20 protein-coding genes are annotated in these 17,972 nt (G+C 64.6%); 4 read left to right on the plus strand and 16 right to left on the minus strand.

Annotated features, from left to right (window positions below):
* Nucleotides 1-40 precede the first annotated feature (40 nt).
* The 3 genes from ACROUL_RS17730 to ACROUL_RS17740 all read right to left on the minus strand — a co-directional run bounded on the left by ACROUL_RS17730 (nt 41) and on the right by ACROUL_RS17740 (nt 5,333).
* Nucleotides 41-496: a methylated-DNA--[protein]-cysteine S-methyltransferase gene (locus tag ACROUL_RS17730; protein ID WP_431300761.1), complete on the minus strand. Its 456-nt coding sequence runs from the start codon at nt 494-496 to the stop codon at nt 41-43.
* Nucleotides 493-3,429 carry an isoleucine--tRNA ligase gene (ileS, locus tag ACROUL_RS17735; RefSeq protein ID WP_431300762.1) on the minus strand — a complete coding sequence of 979 codons (2,937 nt, stop codon included), beginning with the start codon at nt 3,427-3,429 and terminating at the stop codon, nt 493-495. The genes ACROUL_RS17730 and ileS overlap by 4 nt, the downstream gene beginning before the upstream one ends.
* A gap of 221 nt (nt 3,430-3,650) precedes the next feature.
* Nucleotides 3,651-5,333 carry an FAD-dependent oxidoreductase gene (locus tag ACROUL_RS17740; protein ID WP_431300763.1) on the minus strand — a complete coding sequence of 561 codons (1,683 nt, stop codon included), beginning with the start codon at nt 5,331-5,333 and terminating at the stop codon, nt 3,651-3,653.
* Here ACROUL_RS17740 and ACROUL_RS17745 point away from each other — a divergent pair.
* Together ACROUL_RS17745 and ACROUL_RS17750 are read left to right on the plus strand one after the other, a co-directional pair.
* Nucleotides 5,332-5,706, plus strand: a complete 375-nt coding sequence (locus ACROUL_RS17745) for a DUF2237 family protein (RefSeq protein ID WP_431300764.1) — start codon at nt 5,332-5,334, stop codon at nt 5,704-5,706. The genes ACROUL_RS17740 and ACROUL_RS17745 overlap by 2 nt on opposite strands.
* On the plus strand, nt 5,703-6,092 hold the full coding sequence (locus ACROUL_RS17750) for a group III truncated hemoglobin (protein WP_431300765.1): 390 nt from the start codon (nt 5,703-5,705) through the stop codon (nt 6,090-6,092). The genes ACROUL_RS17745 and ACROUL_RS17750 overlap by 4 nt, the downstream gene beginning before the upstream one ends.
* A gap of 1 nt (nt 6,093) precedes the next feature.
* On the opposite strand, the gene ACROUL_RS17755 is transcribed toward ACROUL_RS17750, so the two are convergent.
* The 4 genes from ACROUL_RS17755 to trpB form a co-directional block, all read right to left on the minus strand.
* Nucleotides 6,094-6,615, minus strand: a complete 522-nt coding sequence (locus tag ACROUL_RS17755; RefSeq protein WP_431300766.1) for a helix-turn-helix transcriptional regulator — start codon at nt 6,613-6,615, stop codon at nt 6,094-6,096.
* Nucleotides 6,616-6,645: 30 nt separating this feature from the next.
* Entirely contained in the window at nt 6,646-7,116 is a 471-nt protein-coding gene (locus tag ACROUL_RS17760) for a twin-arginine translocation signal domain-containing protein (protein WP_431300767.1), read from the minus strand.
* A gap of 96 nt (nt 7,117-7,212) precedes the next feature.
* The gene (locus ACROUL_RS17765; protein ID WP_431300768.1) at nt 7,213-7,704 is read right to left on the minus strand and encodes a PepSY domain-containing protein; all 492 of its coding nucleotides are present in this window, start codon (nt 7,702-7,704) and stop codon (nt 7,213-7,215) included.
* A gap of 231 nt (nt 7,705-7,935) precedes the next feature.
* Nucleotides 7,936-9,168 (minus strand): tryptophan synthase subunit beta, encoded by a 1,233-nt coding sequence (trpB, locus tag ACROUL_RS17770; RefSeq protein ID WP_431300769.1) that lies wholly within the window; start codon nt 9,166-9,168, stop codon nt 7,936-7,938.
* 158 nt (nt 9,169-9,326) lie between these two features.
* Between trpB and ACROUL_RS17775 the strand changes: the two genes are divergently transcribed.
* On the plus strand, nt 9,327-9,692 hold the full coding sequence (locus ACROUL_RS17775) for a hypothetical protein (protein WP_431300770.1): 366 nt from the start codon (nt 9,327-9,329) through the stop codon (nt 9,690-9,692).
* Nucleotides 9,693-9,734: 42 nt separating this feature from the next.
* On the opposite strand, the gene ACROUL_RS17780 is transcribed toward ACROUL_RS17775, so the two are convergent.
* The 5 genes from ACROUL_RS17780 to rpsA all read right to left on the minus strand — a co-directional run bounded on the left by ACROUL_RS17780 (nt 9,735) and on the right by rpsA (nt 13,419).
* Nucleotides 9,735-10,181 (minus strand): GNAT family N-acetyltransferase, encoded by a 447-nt coding sequence (locus ACROUL_RS17780; RefSeq protein ID WP_431300771.1) that lies wholly within the window; start codon nt 10,179-10,181, stop codon nt 9,735-9,737.
* Nucleotides 10,178-10,846 (minus strand): phosphoribosylanthranilate isomerase, encoded by a 669-nt coding sequence (locus ACROUL_RS17785; RefSeq protein WP_431300772.1) that lies wholly within the window; start codon nt 10,844-10,846, stop codon nt 10,178-10,180. The genes ACROUL_RS17780 and ACROUL_RS17785 overlap by 4 nt, the downstream gene beginning before the upstream one ends.
* Nucleotides 10,846-11,205, minus strand: a complete 360-nt coding sequence (locus ACROUL_RS17790) for a LapA family protein (protein WP_431300773.1) — start codon at nt 11,203-11,205, stop codon at nt 10,846-10,848. The genes ACROUL_RS17785 and ACROUL_RS17790 overlap by 1 nt, the downstream gene beginning before the upstream one ends.
* A gap of 67 nt (nt 11,206-11,272) precedes the next feature.
* Nucleotides 11,273-11,554 carry an integration host factor subunit beta gene (gene ihfB / locus ACROUL_RS17795; protein WP_305566704.1) on the minus strand — a complete coding sequence of 94 codons (282 nt, stop codon included), beginning with the start codon at nt 11,552-11,554 and terminating at the stop codon, nt 11,273-11,275.
* A gap of 179 nt (nt 11,555-11,733) precedes the next feature.
* Nucleotides 11,734-13,419 (minus strand): 30S ribosomal protein S1, encoded by a 1,686-nt coding sequence (gene rpsA, locus ACROUL_RS17800; protein ID WP_305566706.1) that lies wholly within the window; start codon nt 13,417-13,419, stop codon nt 11,734-11,736.
* A 234-nt stretch (nt 13,420-13,653) separates the two neighbouring features.
* Here rpsA and ACROUL_RS17805 point away from each other — a divergent pair, with 234 nt between their 5' ends.
* Nucleotides 13,654-13,992: a hypothetical protein gene (locus ACROUL_RS17805; RefSeq protein WP_431300774.1), complete on the plus strand. Its 339-nt coding sequence runs from the start codon at nt 13,654-13,656 to the stop codon at nt 13,990-13,992.
* Here the strand turns inward: ACROUL_RS17805 and ACROUL_RS17810 are convergent.
* The 4 genes from ACROUL_RS17810 to trmB form a co-directional block, all read right to left on the minus strand.
* On the minus strand, nt 13,989-14,858 hold the full coding sequence (locus ACROUL_RS17810; protein ID WP_431300775.1) for a YihY/virulence factor BrkB family protein: 870 nt from the start codon (nt 14,856-14,858) through the stop codon (nt 13,989-13,991). The two genes, ACROUL_RS17805 and ACROUL_RS17810, sit on opposite strands and share 4 nt — an antisense overlap.
* 54 nt (nt 14,859-14,912) lie before the next feature.
* Nucleotides 14,913-15,515, minus strand: a complete 603-nt coding sequence (locus tag ACROUL_RS17815; RefSeq protein ID WP_431300776.1) for a (d)CMP kinase — start codon at nt 15,513-15,515, stop codon at nt 14,913-14,915.
* Between the two features lie 242 nt (nt 15,516-15,757).
* The gene (gene aroA, locus ACROUL_RS17820) at nt 15,758-17,104 is read right to left on the minus strand and encodes a 3-phosphoshikimate 1-carboxyvinyltransferase (protein ID WP_431300777.1); all 1,347 of its coding nucleotides are present in this window, start codon (nt 17,102-17,104) and stop codon (nt 15,758-15,760) included.
* Between the two features lie 165 nt (nt 17,105-17,269).
* Complete coding sequence (trmB, locus tag ACROUL_RS17825; RefSeq protein WP_431300778.1) at nt 17,270-17,953, minus strand: tRNA (guanine(46)-N(7))-methyltransferase TrmB; 684 nt, start codon at nt 17,951-17,953, stop codon at nt 17,270-17,272.
* Nucleotides 17,954-17,972 lie beyond the last annotated feature (19 nt).

The following is a 17,972-nucleotide window of genomic DNA, read 5'->3' on the forward strand; positions in this document are numbered from 1 at the left end:
CAAGCCACCGCATAAGGCCAGCACGCGGCTTTCGGTAACGTCAGATCAACAGCCCCGCCGCCCCCTCGTGGCGCAAAAGCGCCACCTTGGTCTCCACGCCCCCCGGCGCGGAAAACCCGCCCAAGGTGGCCCGGCCAAGCACCCTATGACATGGTATCAGGATCGGCACCGGGTTCGCCCCGCAGGCCTGCCCCACCGCCTGCGCCGGCGCGCCCACCACACCGGCAATCTTGCCATAGGTGCGCGTCTCGCCAAACGGGATCGCCGCCATCGCCCGACGCACCTTCTCGTGCAGCCCTGCACCCCAGTCGAACGGCAGGTCAAACACCCTGAGCTTGCCGTCAAAGTAAGCAGTCAATTGGCGGGATGCCTCGCGCAGAAGGTCAGACCCCTCGCCCGGCGATTCCCACCATTCCAGCGCTGCGATCACCCCGCCCACCTCCACCAGCGTCACCGGCCCGAAGGGCGTGACGACGCTGGCGGCAAGGCGGCTCACCCCAACGCATCCGAACAGCGCGCGCAGGTATGGGCGTGCTTGTGGCTGCCCACATCCGGCAACACCTTCCAGCAGCGCTGGCACTTTTCACCCTTGGCAGGCTCGAACACCACCGCCACTTCCGGCACATCGGCCAGCTTGAACGCCGCATCCGGTTCTGGTTTCGTCGAAAGCCAGATGCACGAGGTAATGCACATATCCTCGAACTTCACCGTCTCCAGCAGCGACATCATCGCCGGCGTCACGAAGACCACCGGTGCCGCCTCAAGGCTCGACCCGATCACCTTGGCCGTCCGTTGCACCTCCAGCGCCCCCGTCACGACCCGGCGCACTTCGCGCACCGTGTCCCACTTCGCCGCCAGCGCATCATCCCGCCACGCTGCCGGAGTTTGCGGGAAATCCACCAGATGAACGCTCGACCCCTCGCCCGGGAACCGCTCCAGCCACACCTCTTCCATCGTGAACACCAGAACCGGTGCCAGCCACGTCGTCAGCCGGTAGAACAGGATATCCAGCACCGTCCGGCACGACCGCCGGGTCAGGCTGGTCACGGCATCACAATAAAGGCTGTCTTTGCGGATGTCGAAATACACCGACGACAGGTCCGTGGTCGCAAAGCTGAACAGCTTCTGGAACACGCCCTGGAAGTCATACTTCGCATAGCCCTCGCGCACCTCGGCATCCAGCTCCGAAAGACGGTGCAACACCCACCGCTCCAGTTCCGGCATGTCCGCAACGGCCACCTTCTCGGCATCCGTAAACCCCGCGAGGTTGCCCAGCAGGAACCGCATGGTGTTGCGCAGGCGGCGATAGCTGTCGGCCACGCCTTTCAGGATTTCCTTCCCGATCCGCAGGTCGGCGGTGTAATCGCTTTGCGCCACCCACAGCCGCAGGATATCGGCGCCATATTCCCCGATCACCTCTTGCGGCGCGGTGGTGTTGCCAAGCGATTTGGACATCTTCATGCCCTTCTCGTCCAGCGTGAAACCATGCGTCAGCACGCCCCGGTAAGGCGCGCGCCCCTTGGTGCCGCAAGCCTGCAGCATCGAGGAATGGAACCAGCCACGATGCTGATCGGTGCCCTCAAGGTAAAGGTCGGCAATCCCGTCCGCCGATCCATCGGGCCGGTCGCGCAGCACGAAGGCATGGGTCGACCCGCTGTCAAACCACACGTCCAGCACGTCGTTCACTTGCACATATGCATCAGGATCGACGATCCCGCGCAGCACCCGCTCCTTGAAACCGTCCACAAACCAGACATCCGCACTTTCCGCCTCGAAGGCCGCGATGATCCGCGCGTTGACCTCGGCGTCGCGCAGAAGGAAGTCCGCGTCGGTCGGCTTCGCCCCCTTCTTCACGAAAGCGGTCAGCGGCACACCCCATGCCCTCTGGCGCGACAGCACCCAATCGGGCCGCGCCTCAATCATCGAATAAAGCCGGTTGCGCCCCGTCGCGGGTGTCCACTCGACCAACTGGTTGATCGAATTCAGCGCCCGGGTGCGGATCGTCTCGCCATAGGTCGACAGCCCGTCATCCAGCGGCTTGTCAATCGCCACGAACCACTGCGGCGTGTTGCGGTAGATCACCGGCGCCTTCGACCGCCACGAATGCGGATAGGAATGCTTCAGCTTCGCCTTGGCAAACAGCGCGCCCGTGTAGGCCAACTGCTTGATAACCGACACGTTCGCCGGCCCTTCCTTGCCATCGGGCTGGATGATGTGCTGACCGCCAAACAGCGGCAGGTCACCGCGGTAGCTGCCATCCGGCTCGACGTTGTAGGTCATCGCAAGGCCAAACTTCAGGCCCATCTGATAGTCGTCATCGCCGTGGCTGGGGGCGGTATGTACATAGCCGGTGCCTGCATCGTCGGTGACATGGTCGCCCGGCAGCATCGGCACGTCATAGTCCCACTCAGCCTGACCACCCTCGACACCCCGGAACGGATGCGCCAGCACCAGCGCCCGCATCTCCGCCGAATTCACCCCACGCAGCCGTGCAAAGCCCGTCACCTTGCCCGACGCCAAAACCGCCTCAGCCAGCTTGTCGGCCAGTAGCATCGTCTCGCCAACCCGGCCAGACGACCCCTCGGCCACGCCCGTCACCTCGTAAAGGCCGTAGGCGATTTCGGGGTTGAACGACACAGCCCGGTTCTGCGGGATGGTCCAGGGCGTCGTGGTCCAGATCACGACCGAGGCTTGCAACAGATCGGTCACCATGCAGCCGTCCAGCGCCTCGAACGCATGCGCCGCCACCACCGGGAACCGCACCCAAACCTGATGGCTCGTATGGTCGTGATACTCGACCTCCGCCTCCGCCAGCGCGGTCTTTTCAACCGGAGACCACATCACCGGCTTCGAGCCCTGGTAAAGCGACCCGTTCATCACGAACTTCATGAACTCGCCCGCGATCACCGCTTCGGCGTGGTAATCCATCGTCAGGTAGGGGTCCGCCCAGTTGCCGGTCACGCCCAGCCGCTTGAACTCCTCGCGCTGCACGTCGATCCATCCGGCGGCAAAGGCGCGGCATTCGCGGCGGAAATCCACGACATTCACGTCGTCCTTGTTCAGGCCCTTTGCGCGGTATTGCTCCTCGATCTTCCATTCGATCGGCAACCCGTGGCAATCCCACCCCGGCACATAACGGGCGTCGCGGCCCATCATCTGCTGGCTGCGCACCACCATGTCCTTCAACACCTTGTTCAGCGCGTGCCCGATGTGCAGATGCCCGTTGGCATAGGGCGGCCCGTCATGCAGTACGAACGGCGCCCGACCCGGCTTTTCACGCAACCGGTCATAAACCCCGATCCGCTCCCAGCGCGCCAGCCATTCCGGCTCGCGCTGCGGCAGTCCAGCGCGCATCGGAAACGGGGTTTCGGGCAGAAAGACGGTGTCGCGATAGTCGGGAACAGTCACATCGGTCGTGTCGGAAGACATGGGAGATCACTCGCGGAAAGGGAAATGGTCGGACATGCGCAAACTACCCGGCGGCCAGGTCAGCCCGCCGGGCCCGTAATTCGACGCGAGATCAGCCCGTTCAACATGGGCCGCTTTATAGGCGCAGCACCCGTTGCGGTAAAGGGGCGCACTACGCCCTTCATCTGTCCATAAGTATCCCGGGGTCCGGGGCAGCGCCCCGGCGGCCAGCCCCACGCACCTCACCCGTTCAGATGCCGCCACACCTCCGATATCACCACCGCCCCGTCGCCCACCGCCGAGGCGACGCGCTTCACCGACCCCGCCCGCACGTCCCCCACCGCATAAATCCCCGGACAACTCGTCGCGTAACGCCCCCGCGCCAGCGCATCCTTCCCCGCCTCAGCCCCGGTCAGCACGAAGCCCTCCGCGTCCACCGCAACCCGGTCTTCCAGCCACTCCGTGTTCGGCGCGGCCCCCACCATGACGAACACCGCCGGCGTTTCCAGCACCCGCTCCCCCTCCGCCCCGCGTATCCGGATCGCCGACAGGCTGGCCTCGCCCTCCAGCGCCACCACCTCCGCCCCGAAATGCACCGTCACGTTCTCCGCCTGCTCCAGCCGCTCCACCAGATACGACGACATCATCTGCGCAAGGCTCTCCTCGCGCACCAGCACATGCACATGCTTGGCCGTCCGGCTCAGGAACATCGCCGCCTGCCCCGCCGAATTGCCACCGCCGATCACGGCCACCTCGCTTTTCGTGCAATACCGCGCCTCCACATCGGTCGCGGCGTAATAGACCCCCACCCCCTCGAACTCCTCCAGCCGCGCCAGACGCAGCCGCCGGTATTCCACCCCCGTCGCCACGATCACCGACCGCGCCTTCACCGTCGCGCCATTGTCCAGCGTCAGGCACCACGCGCGCCCCTCCGGCGCAATCGCCCCCACCCGGTGCGGGATGGCAAAGCGGGTGCCGAACTTCATCGCCTGAACCTCGCCGCGGAAACACAGGTCTGCCCCCGAAATCCCGGTCGGAAAGTCCATGTAATTCTCGATCCGGCTTGACGTGCCCGCCTGCCCGCCCACCGCCAGATCCTCGATCACCAGCGCATGCAATCCCTCGGCCCCGGCATAGACCGCCGCCGACACCCCCGACGGCCCGCCCCCTACGATCACCACGTCAAACGCCGTGACAGTCGGCGTGTAGGCAATCCCGATCCGTTCGGCCAAGGCGAGCGGCGAGGCGTCCAGCACCTCGCCGGCGCCAAAGATCATCTTCGGCGCCTCGCCGTGAAATCCGCAGTCCCGCGCCAACACCTGCGCCTCTTCGGACGCAGGGTCCACCAACCGCACCGGCAGCTTGTTGCGCGAACAAAATGCCACCACCGCGCGCACGTCACGGTCATCCACCGGCCCGACCACAGTGATCGCACTGGCCCAGCGTTCCACCATCGCCCGCCTCCGTGCGGCAAAGACCGACACGATGATGTCCGACATTTCCGGCTCCGCCGCCATCAGCCGCAGCATCGGTTCGCGCGGCACCGCGATCACCTTTGCCGGCGCAAGGCAGCGAAGGGTGTAAAGACTGCCGCCCCCGGTCAGGAACGCAACCTCGCCGATGAACTGGCCGGGCCCAATCGTGTGCGGGCTGAGCGGCGCCTCCTGCACCGCGTCCCAAAGCTGGAACTCGCCCTCCAGCACATGGACAAATTCATCCGCCGGGTCGCCACTGCGCAGAAAGATTGCACCCTCCTGCACCTCTCGTTCCACCCCGATGGCGCGCAGCGCGCGAACCAGCCGTTCGCTGAACGGTCGGCGCTGCAATGTCGCAAGGTCTTCGGCAAGGCTTTCCATCACGCTCCCTTTCAGCGATCCTTTGTCCTTCTGGCCACCTCCGGCCAACCCGAATTGCGAGGCCAACATGAAGGAACCATCTGTCAACGTTCTTGGCGGCGCTTTGGCGCCATGCTCCACCGATCCTGTCACCGGTTTTTTCCGCAACGGCTGCTGCGACACCGGCCCGATGGACCGGGGCATCCACACCGTCTGCGCCACGATGACGGCCGAATTCCTTGCCCTGTCGAAATACCTCGGCAACGACCTCAGCACTCCGCGCCCGGAATACGGCTTTGTCGGCCTCAAGCCCGGTGACCAATGGTGCCTATGCGCCGCGCGTTTTCTGCAAGCGCATGAGGAAGGCGCGGCCCCGATGGTTCGCCTTGACGCGACGCATCAGGCCACGCTTTCGATCGTGCCGCTTGACGTGCTCCAGCAATACGCCCTGCCCGAGGCATGATCCCGCCCCGCTTCGAGGTGACGGATGCCGAAATCGCCTCGGTGGTCGCGGCCTTCTACGCCTCGGTGCGCCAGCATCCTGTCCTTGGCCCGGTCTTTGCCGCACACGTCCACGACTGGCCGGCGCATGAGGCGAAGATCACCCGCTTCTGGCGCAATGCCATACTTCACGAACGCAGCTATGACGGAAACCCGCTAGCCGTCCACAGGGCGGCGGGCGATGTGAAAACCGCGATGTTCACCGATTGGCTGGCGCTGTTCGACCAGACCCTCGCGCGTGACCTGCCACCCGGTACCGCTGCCGCATGGTCAGCCCTTGCCCACCGCATCGGGCGCGGCCTCATTTTCGGGCTTGGAAATCAGGACGGCCCGCCGACCTTGCGCTGACTCAGGCCGCGTCCTTCTTTCCATTGGCTGCCGCCCGCACCGTGCCGTCCTCGCGCATGAGATCGTCGATAAACAGGCTCAGAAGCTGCGGTCGCCCGGTCACCCCTGCCTTGCGATAGATGGCATTGGTCTGCGCCTTCACCGTGCCTTCGCTGGTGGACCGCAGCGTCGCGATCTCGGCCGTCGACATGCCCTTGATGGCGAACAGCGCCACGTCCCGCTCTGCCGTGGTCAGCCCCCATTCGGCAAAGCGTTCCTGCAACAGGTCCAAAAACGCACCCGACGCACGGCGCAACCGCTCCTCCGCGACATTGCGTTGGCGCAGCGCCCGGCTCAGCATCACGCCGCCCAGGAACACGCCCAGAGTCAGCCCGATCGCCGCGCCAATCTCCAGCAGCTCTCGCATTTCCCAACTGATCGGCGTGGTGCGGATGCCCAGCACCGAGGCCAGAATGTCGGAAACGAAGAAAAAGGCGCAAGCCGCCTGAACGATGAACACCGCAACGATGGGGGCTGCGCGCATCACGTCCGGTCAGCCCACACCTTGGTGACCTCAGTCATCTGAACCATCGGAACCATCACCGCCCGAACCGCTGTTGCTACCCCCGCCACTACCGGAGCCACTACCGGAGCCGCTATCGTCATCATCGTCATCATCATCGTCGTCGTCATCGTCATCGTCATCGTCATCGTCGTCGTCGTCGTCATCATCGTCATCATCGTCGTGATCCGACCCATGCTGATTGTTGACGATCTTGGCCGACCCGTCACCGCCCTCAGCCAACCACAAATCGCGCAGGATTTCGCCGCTGTTCGGGTTTACGATGATCTCGCGAACCCCGTTGCGGCGCTTCGCCACGATCCGGATCCGCCCCAAAAGCGTGCGCGACTTAGAAATCTCACGGTAACCCTGGCGCTTCAATTGCGACAGGATGTTCTCGACCATATCCTGCGCAAAGGCAGGCCCTGCAGCGGCAACTGCTGCTGCGGCTCCGATAAATCCAAGAAATTGGCGTCTTTTCATTTTCGTCCTCCCGGGCAATCACCCGGTCGCTAAAAACTATGCTGGAAAGCACAAGCCCCGGCAAGGCCGGGGCTCGCAGGATCACCGAGTCAGCGATCAGTTGCCGCCATTGTCGTCGTCATCGTCGTCATCGTCGTCATCATCATCGTCGTCACTATCCGACCCGCTGTCATCGTCATCATCATCATCATCATCGTCATCGTCATCGTCATGATCCGACCCGTGATCGTCATCATCATCGTCATCGTCATCATCATCATCGTCATCATCGTCATCATCGCCGTCCGTGAAGTCCGAATTCACCGTAGACAGCTCAATGCCAGTCCGATCGATATACTCGGCGTCGGCGGTTTCCCTCTCCTGCTTCACGATCTCGCCGGTCGCGTTGTCGTAAATGACCTCGACCTTGACCGTGCCCTTGACCGCCTCAAGCTTGGTCTGGGTCAGGCCGGTCTTCACCTCGACATAGGTGTAGCCTTCCGCAATGTAGGAATCCGCCAGGCTTTGGGCGTCAATCGCCGCGAAGGCCATGTTCGCCGACAGCGCGGCCGCCGCGGTGAACATCATCAGTTTGGTTCTCAGCTTCATCGCTAGTCCTCTTTGTTGGAACCGAGTGGTGAGTGCCAGCACGTTCAGCAGCCGGCAGTGAGTTAGCCCATCCACCCAACCCCGAATCGCAGCGCCCCTCCATTGACCGGCGGTTTAATCGACCGCTCTAGACCGCCGGTTTGCGGCCATAAACCCAGGTTTATGCAACCCAAGCGTGTAAAAAACGCCCCGCCGAAACGACGGGGCGTTGTTCAGGGCTGGCGCGGCGGCTCAGACCTTCATGTCCTGACCAAGGTGCTTGGCGACGGTGAAGATGTCCTTGTCGCCCCGTCCGCACATGTTCATCACGATGATATGGTCGCGCGGCAGCCCCGGCGCGATCTTCATCACATGCGCCAAGGCATGGCTCGGCTCCAGCGCCGGGATGATCCCTTCCAGCTTGCAGCACAGCTGGAACGCCTCCAGCGCCTCGGCATCGGTGATCGAGACGTATTGCGCCCGGCCAATGTCATGCAACCAGGCGTGTTCCGGCCCGATCCCCGGATAGTCGAGCCCGGCTGAAATCGAGAACCCCTCCAGAATCTGCCCGTCATCATCCTGCAACAGATAAGTCCGGTTGCCATGCAGCACACCCGGCCGCCCGCCCGTCAGGCTGGCGCAATGCTGCATCCGGTCGTCCACGCCCTTGCCACCCGCCTCGACGCCAATGATGTTCACCGTCGGATCGTCAAGGAACGGGTAGAACAGCCCCATCGCGTTCGACCCGCCACCGATTGCGGCGATGATCGTGTCGGGCAAACGCCCCTCGCCTTCCTGTTCGGCCATCTGCCAGCGCACTTCCTTGCCGATGATCGACTGGAAATCCCGCACCATCGCCGGATAGGGATGCGGCCCCGCCACCGTGCCGATGCAGTAGAACGTGTCGCGCACGTTGGTCACCCAGTCGCGCAGCGCATCGTTCATCGCGTCCTTCAGCGTGCCACGACCGGAAGTGACGGGAATGACTTCCGCCCCCAGAAGCTTCATTCGGAACACGTTCGGTGCCTGCCGTTCGACATCATGCGCGCCCATGTAGACCACGCATTTGAGCCCGAACTTCGCACAAACCGTCGCCGTCGCCACGCCGTGCTGCCCGGCACCGGTTTCCGCGATGATCCGCGTCTTGCCCATCCGGCGGGCAAGAATGATCTGCCCCAGCACGTTGTTGATCTTGTGCGCGCCGGTATGGTTCAATTCGTCGCGCTTCATGTAGACCTTCGCGCCGCCCAGATGATCCGTCATCCGTTCCGCGAAATACAATGGGCTCGGCCGGCCGACGTAATGCTTCCACAGCCAGTCCATCTCGGCCCAGAAGGTCGGGTCGGTCTTGGCAAACTCGTACCGCTCCTCAAGATCAAGGATCAGCGGCATCAGCGTCTCGCTGACGAACCGCCCGCCGAAAAGGCCGAAGCGGCCCTGCTCGTCGGGGCCGGTCTTGTAGCTGTTGGGCAGGTCTTCGGGCATGGCTTCCTCCGCAGGTTTCCCCGGATGTAGCGCCCGGGCGCAGCGGGGTAAAGCGCGTCGTTTGCGCGCGCTTACTGGCGTATCACCCGGAACCGGCGCACTATCGGGCGGGTCGCTGCAAGGTTACGTGGCCAGTGCAAGCTGCGAGGTTCCTGACAGTGTCCCGTTCCACCCTGCTTGGCCTGATGGCCCTGATCGAGGGAGGGGCTGGACTGTTCATGATGCTGGCGCCCGATCTGGCCCGAAGCCAGCTTCTCGGGGGTGCGCTGCCGGGCCTCACAACGTCCGGCCTGCAGATTGTCGGGCTGTGCATGCTGGGTCTGGGGTTGATGTGTCTTGCGGGCCTGCGGCGACGAGCGCTGCGCTTCCCCTTCACCGTTATGCTGGTCTACAACGCACTTGCGGCCGCGGGGCTCGCAGGGGTCGCGCTGCTGGGTGCGCCCATGGGGCCACTCCTTTGGCCGACGGTGCTGCTGCACGGTGCGCTGGCCGCGGTGCAACTGTGGTCACAGCGCTCGGCCTGACGGGGTTTCGCTGCGGCGCGGGTCAGCCCCGGCAGGGCGGCGTCAAAGCGGCTTCTTCATGCCCACATGCGTCGGATGGTAGCCAAGCCGTTCATAGAAGCGATGTGCGTCTTGCCGGCTGCGATCGGTGGTCAACTGAATCATCGTGCAGCCCGCCGCACGCGCACGGGCCTCGCACTCGGCCATCATCGCCGCTCCCACTCCTTGCGACCGCAGGTCCGCCGACACCCGCACCGCCTCGACCAGCGCCCGCCTTGCGCCACCCCGCGATAGGCCGGCAAGTATGGTCAACTGGCAGCAGGCCATCACCCGACCGTCAACATCGCCCACGATCAGCTGGTGCATTGGGTTGGCGGCAATGTCGTCAAAGGCGTCCAGATACCGGTCCATCTTTGCCATTTCGCGACCTTGGCCAAGCGGATCATCGGTCAATAGCGCAACGATCGCAGGCACATCCGTCCAGTGGGCGTCGCGGAACACGACGCTCATCGCAAAATCGGCACTCCGCCGCGCGTGCCCTGCGCCGCTTCGACGAAGGCCGCGATCCGGCCCGCATCCTTCACCCCCGGCGCGCTTTCCACGCCCGACGACACGTCGACCTGCCGCGCCCCGGTCAGCCGCACCGCCTCGGCCACGTTCCCCGAGGTCAGCCCACCCGCCAGCATCCAGGGCCGCAGCCATTTGCGCCCGACCAAAAGCCGCCAGTCAAAAGCCAAGCCATTGCCGCCCGGCAGTTCAGCCCCTTTCGGCGGTTTCGCGTCGATCAGCAACTGGTCTGCCGCCAGGCTCATCTCCATCAGTCCGGAAAGATCGCTCTCGTCCGCCACTCCCATCGCCTTCATCACCGGCAGGCCATAGCGCGCCCGCACCTCGGCCACCCGCGCCGGGGTCTCGTGGCCATGAAGCTGCAGCATGTCCAAAGGCACCGCCGCCACCAGCGCATCAAGCGTGGCATCATCGGCATCCACCGTCAGCGCCACCTTGGCCAGACCCACCGGTGCGGCCAGCACCAGACGCTTCGCCTCGGCCAGGGTCAGGTTGCGCGGGCTTTTGGCAAAGAACACGAACCCCGCATAGGCGGCCCCCGCCGCCGCGACGGCCGCCACGTCAGCCTCGGTCCGTAGACCGCAGATCTTGACCCTGACCTCGACCATCAGCGCGACTTCGGCCGTTCCAGCAAGGCCAGCACGTCATCCTTCGGAACCGAGGTAGAATCGCGCAGCACCGCAAGCTCACGCTCCAGCCGCGTGACCTCGCGCGATTTCACACTGGCGGTGGAACGGTGCTTCATCTCGCGGAACCATTCCCAGACAAAGCCGATCAGCAGCCCCGCCACGATGCCCGCAAAGATGATCAGGAACAGCGGCAGTTCCATGCCCCAGGTCAGCCCGGTCAGCCCCGCCAGATCGTCCGGCAACAGCCGCACCGCCACCGGCGCGCGATTTGCAAGCGCCACGGTCAGCAGAACCAGCGCCAAAGCGATCAGAAAGGCATAGCGAAGATAGCGGATCATCGGCGGCTCCCTTGCGGCACCCTGCCAATATCGGCCCGATCCCGGGCCGCTGCAAGCAGCCTTGCGGTTACTTTGCGTTCAACCGGTCGCGCAGAAGCTTGCCGGTCTTGAAGAACGGCACTTTCTTGTCATCGACCTTGACCGCTTCGCCAGTGCGCGGGTTTCGCCCAACACGCGCGTCACGCGCCTTGACGGAAAACGCGCCGAAGCCGCGCAGTTCCACCCGGTCGCCCTTGGCCAGCGCGTCGATGATTTCCTCGAACACCGTGTTGACGATGCGCTCGACATGGCGCTGCGTCAGATGCGGATTTTCATCCGCGATCTTCTGGATCAATTCAGACCGGATCATCCCTAGCGTCCCCCCTGTGGTTCGGCCCTTGGCAGCGGCCGCCACGATGTTCTTGTCTGCGGACTATAGGCAAAAATTGTCACCGCACAAATGAAAACAAGGGGGTGGCGGCCCAATGCAAAGGGCCCTGCCGTCCGGCAAGGCCCTCTTTTCGTTGCAAACCTCGGTCGAGGGTCGGCTCAGGCCTTGTCGCCGCTCTTCAGCGCCGCGCCAAGGATGTCGCCCAGCGACGCGCCCGAATCGGACGAGCCATACTGTTCGACGGCTTCTTTCTCTTCCGCGATCTCGCGCGCCTTGATCGACAGGCCCAACTTGCGGGTCTTCGGGTCGATGTTGGTCACGCGCACGTCGATGTGGTCGCCGATCTGGAACCGCTCGGGGCGCTGGTCTGCCCGGTCACGGGAAAGGTCGCTGCGGCGGATGAACGACTTGGCGCCGTTGTACTCCACCTCGATGCCACCCTCTTCGATCGCGGTCACGGTGACGGTGATGATCCCGCCCCGCTTAACGCCATCAACTGCGTCCGAGAAGTTGTCTTCGCCCAGCGCCTTGATGGAGAGCGAGATGCGCTCCTTCTCGACGTCCACTTCGGTGACAGCGGCATGCACCGTGTCGCCCTTGCGGTAGTTCTGGATCGCTTCTTCGCCGCGCTGGTCCCACGACAGGTCGGAAAGGTGGACCATGCCGTCGATGTCGTTGTCGAGGCCGACGAACAGACCAAACTCGGTGATGTTCTTGACTTCGCCTTCGATCTGGCTGCCCACGGGATGCGTTTCCGCAAAGACTTCCCACGGGTTGCGCTGCGTCTGTTTCAGGCCCAGCGAAACGCGACGCTTGGCGCTGTCAATCTCCAGCACCATGACGTCAACCTCTTGCGAGGTGGAGACGATCTTGCCTGGGTGCACGTTCTTCTTGGTCCACGACATCTCGCTGACGTGAACCAGACCCTCGACACCGGCTTCCAGCTCCACGAAGGCGCCGTAATCGGTGATGTTGGTGACGCGGCCTTTGTGGACCGTGCCGATGGCGTACATCTTCTCAACGGCATCCCACGGATCGGATTGCAGCTGCTTCATGCCCAGCGAAATACGGTGGGTTTCCTTGTTTATCTTGATCACCTGGACCTTGACGGTCTCGCCGATGTTCAAAATCTCCGACGGGTGGTTCACCCGACGCCACGCCATGTCGGTGACATGGAGCAGGCCGTCGACACCGCCCAGATCAACGAACGCACCGTATTCGGTGATGTTCTTGACCACGCCGTCAACCGTCTGGCCTTCGGTCAGGTTGCCGATAACCTCGGCGCGCTGTTCGGCACGCGATTCTTCAAGGATCGCACGACGCGAGACAACGATGTTGCCCCGACGACGGTCCATCTTCAGAATCTGGAACGGCTGCTTCATGCCCATCAGCGGGCCGGCATCACGGACCGGACGCACGTCAACCTGGCTGCCCGGCAGGAACGCCACAGCGCCGCCAAGATCGACGGTGAAGCCACCTTTGACGCGGCCGAAGATCGCGCCATCGACGCGGGTTTCCGACGCATAGGCCTTCTCAAGCCGATCCCAGGCCTCTTCACGACGGGCCTTCTCACGGCTGATCTGGGCTTCACCGCGGCTGTTTTCCACGCGGTCCAGATACACTTCAACTTCGTCGCCGATGTTGATGTTGGGCTGCTCGCCCGGGTTCGCGAATTCCTTAAGGTCGATGCGGCCTTCCATTTTGTAACCGACATCGATGATGGCCTGGCCCGCCTCGATGGCGATCACGCGGCCTTTGACAACGGTTCCCTCTTCGGGCGTGTCAATCTCGAAGCTTTCCTTCAACAGGGCTTCGAAGTCTTCCATGGTTGCTTTAGCGCACATATAGATCAGTTTCCTTTTCTCGTGTTTTCACTGGCCTTGCGGTTGGCTCCGCCGGTCTTTGCTCATCGCCGTCACGAAAAATCCTGCCTGTCCGGTAAACCGGGCCAAACGGGACTCCTCGCGAGGATGCGGCGCTATAGCCCCATTCCCGCAGTCAGGCAAGGAAAACCCACCCCACCGGCGGCCCGCTGCCGGTCCGCATTTTCGCCCATATTGCCTGGCAGACTACCCCGCATGACTGCACTCTTCGTCCCCCTCGCCCTTGGCACGCTCCTGTGGTCAGGCATCGGTCTCGCAGCGTTCCCCCGCGAGCTTTGGGACGTGGCCGAATTCTGGACCGTCTGGCCCGCCGCGATCGTCCTCACCGGCGTCTGCGGCTTTGTCTGGCCCGGCCACGCCCTGCGCCATGCCGGCCTCGCCTTCGGCGCGCTCCCAGTGGTCATGCTTGCAACCGGCCTTGCCACCGGCAGCAGTTTCAGCCTCCTGCCGCTAGGCCTTGTCGCGATGGCCGCTCTCGCCCTGCCCGGCGCGATCCTGGCAGCGGCAACCGGCTGGCTCGCCCGCCAGCGCTAACCCTGCCGCGCCGGCTGGAACCGCCCCGAAACCCTTACCCGTTTCCGGCGATCCATCTCGGCGTTCACCTCGGCACCGATCAGCACCATCACCGTCGACAGCCAAATCCACAGCATCAGGATCACCACCGCCGCCAGCGAGCCGTAGGTCTCGTCATAACTCCCGAAACTGCTGACATACCACGCGAGCCCCGCCGAGGTCGCAATCAACCCGACCGCAGCGACCACCGCCCCCGGCGTAATCCACACCCATTCGGCATCTGGCCGGTTCGGCGCCCAACGATAGATCGCCGCCAGCGCCGCCAGCAGCAGCGCAAAGAGAATCGGCCAGCGCAGCGCCAGCATCGCGTCGCCCGCCACGCCACCCAGACGCTCGGCCAGAAAGGGCAGGACGGCGACAATCGCACCCACCACGATCACCGCCACGATCCCGGCCAGCGTGAACCCCAGCGCCACAAGGTTCAGTTTCACGAACCCGCGCGTCTCCTCGACGTCATAGGCAATGCCCAAGGCCTCGATCAACGCCTTGGTGCCGCCATTGGCCGACCAAAGCGCAATCACCAGTGCCACCAGCGCGGTCAACGACAAAGACCCGTCCTCCTTCGCCGCGATCCGCGTCGCCTGATCGGTCAACAGCGTAGCCGCCTCGCCCGGCATCAGGCCCGTCACGGATGCCAGCGTCTGCGGCACCTCCGCAGGCTCCAGCACCAGCCCGAAGATCGAGATCATGGCCGTGATCGCCGGCACCAGTGCCAGAATGGCGTGAAACGTCACTCCAGCCGCAACCGCCAGCACGCGGTCCTTGCCGATCTCGTCTTTCAGATCGTGGACCAAACCCCAAAAGTCGCCAAAAGACCCAAATGCCATGACTGCACTCCTTGCCGGCATGGTAACCGGCCAGCCCTGCGCATGTTCCCCGGCCTAGGCGCCCGACGCCCCACGCCTCAGCGCGGCCTCCACCACCGCGACTGCCCGCGCCACCGCCTCGTCCACCGGCAGCACGCTCGTATCCAGCACAACCGCGTCGGGTGCCGCCTTCAGCGGCGCATCGGCCCGGCCCATGTCGCGGGCGTCGCGCTCGATCACCTCGGCCAGCACCCGCGCCGCGTCGCCGCCAACCTCCAGCCAGCGCCGATGCGCCCGAACCTCCGGGCTCGCGGTGACGTAAAGCTTCACCTCGGCTTGCGGGCAGATCACCGTGCCGATGTCGCGCCCGTCCAGCACAGCGCCGCCCTCGGCCCGCGCAAACCGGCGCTGAAAGTCCACCAGCGCCGCCCGCACCTCCGGGATCGCCGCCACCCGGCTTGCCGCCTGCCCCGCCTCAAGCGTGCGCAGATCGTCCCGCGCCAGATCATCAGGCATCAGTGCCCGCGCCGTCGCGACCGGGTCGCCGCCCCGGACCCCGACCGCTCGATACAAAAGCCCGGTGTCCAGATGCGCAAAGCCGAACCGCGCCGCAAGAGCCCGGCCAATGGTACCCTTGCCCGCCGCCGCCGGCCCGTCGATCGCCACCGTGAACCGCATCACCCCATCCCGCCTCTCAATGCCCACAACTTCCCCTTCCCCAAATATCCTCGGGGGGGAAGCCCGGAACGGGCGTGGGGGGCTGAAAGGCCCCCCTCAGCCTCGGTGCGGCGCGGCAGCGCCGCGCCGAGGGAGGGCCAGTGCGGCACCGCCGCGCCGAAAGATTGACACATCGTAAATTGCGGCCCGCAACTCATTGAAATCTTTTACCCCCCGACGTGTCCCACCGTGGGACACCGGCCTCAGCCCCGGCTCAAGCTGGCCCCCAGCCCGGTCATCAGCCCCTCGAAAATCGGGAACGAGGTCACGATGGGGCTGGCATCGTCGACCGAAACCGCCGCCTTCGCTGCCATCCCGCAGACCAGGAAACTCATTGCGATCCGGTGGTCCAGATGGGTTGCACAGGTGGCTCCCCCCGGCACCCCGCCCGGCCCCATCCCGTGCACGATCAGGGTGTCCTCGTCCTCCTCGATCCGCACGCCACAAGCCTCAAGCCCCCGCGCCATCGCGTCGATCCGGTCGCTTTCCTTGACGCGCAACTCCTTGACCCCCCGCATCACGGTCCGCCCCTCACTGAACGCCGCCACCACGGACAGGATCGGATACTCGTCGATCATCGACGGCGCCCGCTCCTCCGGCACCTGGATCCCCTGCATCGCGCCGGAAAACCGCACCCGCAGATCCGCTACCGGCTCGCCGCCCTCCTCGCGCGGGTTCAGGAATTCGATCTCCGCGCCCATCTCGACCAGCGTCAGGTAAAGCCCGTTCCGCGTCAGGTTCTGGCTGACCCCCGGCACGAGGATGTCAGACCCCTCCACGATCAGCGCCGCACAGACCGGAAACGCAGCGCTTGAGGGATCGCGGGGCACCGCCACCGTCTGCGGCCGCAACTCCGGCTGCCCTTGCAACGTGATGACATGCCCCTCCGCCGTCTTCTCCACCGATAACTTGGCGCCGAACCCCAGCAGCATCCGCTCCGAATGGTCCCGCGTCGGCTCGCGCTCGATCACCACCGTCTCGCCCGGCGCGTTCAGTCCCGCCAGCAGCACCGCCGACTTCACCTGCGCCGAGGCCACCGGCAGCGCGTAGCGCACCGGCACCGGGTTGGCCGCACCCACCACAGTCATCGGCAAACGCCCGCCCTTCCGCCCATAGGCCTGCGTCCCGAACAACGACAGAGGATCGGTCACCCGCCCCATCGGCCGTTTGCGCAAGCTCGCGTCCCCGGTGAACGTAGCCGTGATCGGCGTCGTGGCCATGGTCCCCATGATCAGCCGCACCCCGGTGCCGGAGTTGCCGCAATCGATCACATCAGCAGGCTCCTGGAACCCGCCGACGCCCACCCCCTGCACCGACCATGCCCCCGGCCCGTTCTGGATGACCGTCGCTCCGAAAGCCCGCATTGCCTTTGCAGTATCCAGCACATCCTGACCTTCCAGAAGCCCGGTGATCTTCGTCTCGCCCACCGCCATCGCGCCAAAGATCAGCGACCGGTGGCTGATCGACTTGTCACCGGGCACCGAGGCCGTGCCCCGCAACGGGCCAGACTTCGAAGCGGTCATGGGCTGCGCATCACCGTGGTTAGACATCGGTATCTCCCTCGTATTTCGAGCGCCTGATAGCGCAAGCCTCAGATGCGGTCCATCACTTGCACCGCCCCGCCCGCAGCGATAGCGGCCCCCCTGCGGGAGTATTCGACGAAAAGAGCAAATCGCGTTGGATTGCGCTTTTCAAAAATTGATTACCTCGCGCCGTCACCGCTTGCGGAACGTCAGGTAATGCGGCGGGCGACCTTCGCGCAGGGCCTTCTGCTCATATCTGGTCGAGAACCAGTCGGACCACGGTTCGGTGCCGTCGGACACCAGATCGAACCCGGCGGCTGGCACTTCCTCGCGCGTCTGGCGGACGTAATCGGGAATGTCCGTCGCGACGCGGAACTCGCCGCCCTTGACCATCACCCGCACAAGGCCCGCAAGATACCCCGGCGTCACGAACCGTCGGCGATGGTGCCGCGCCTTTGGCCAGGGGTCGGGGTAGTTCAGAAAGGCCTTTTCCACCACGCCGTCCGGCAGCACGTCGAAAAGGTCGCGCACGTCACCGGGATGGATCGCGAGATTGTCGAGGTCGGCCTCGCGCACCTTGCCCAGCAACATGGCAATTCCGTTCACGAACGGCTCGCAGCCCAGAAGGAAGCGGTCCCGGTGGGTGCCGGCCATATGCACCAGATGCTCGCCGCCGCCAAAGCCGATTTCAAGCCACAGGGACCGTCCGCCGGTGAAGGCCATATCCAGTGTTGCCCGCGACGGGTTCGCCTCGCGCGTCACGCCCGTCAAGGACAAGGGCTCCAGACCCTCGGCCAGATAGGTCTTCTGACTTGCGCGCAGCGTCTTGCCACGAATCCGGCCATAGAAATTGCGGCGCTCGGCCACCTCGGTCATGTCAAAAGCCCCGGAGTTG

The organism is Tabrizicola sp. BL-A-41-H6 (genome assembly GCF_050632395.1).
In the GTDB taxonomy this organism is placed as follows: domain Bacteria; phylum Pseudomonadota; class Alphaproteobacteria; order Rhodobacterales; family Rhodobacteraceae; genus JAUYQR01.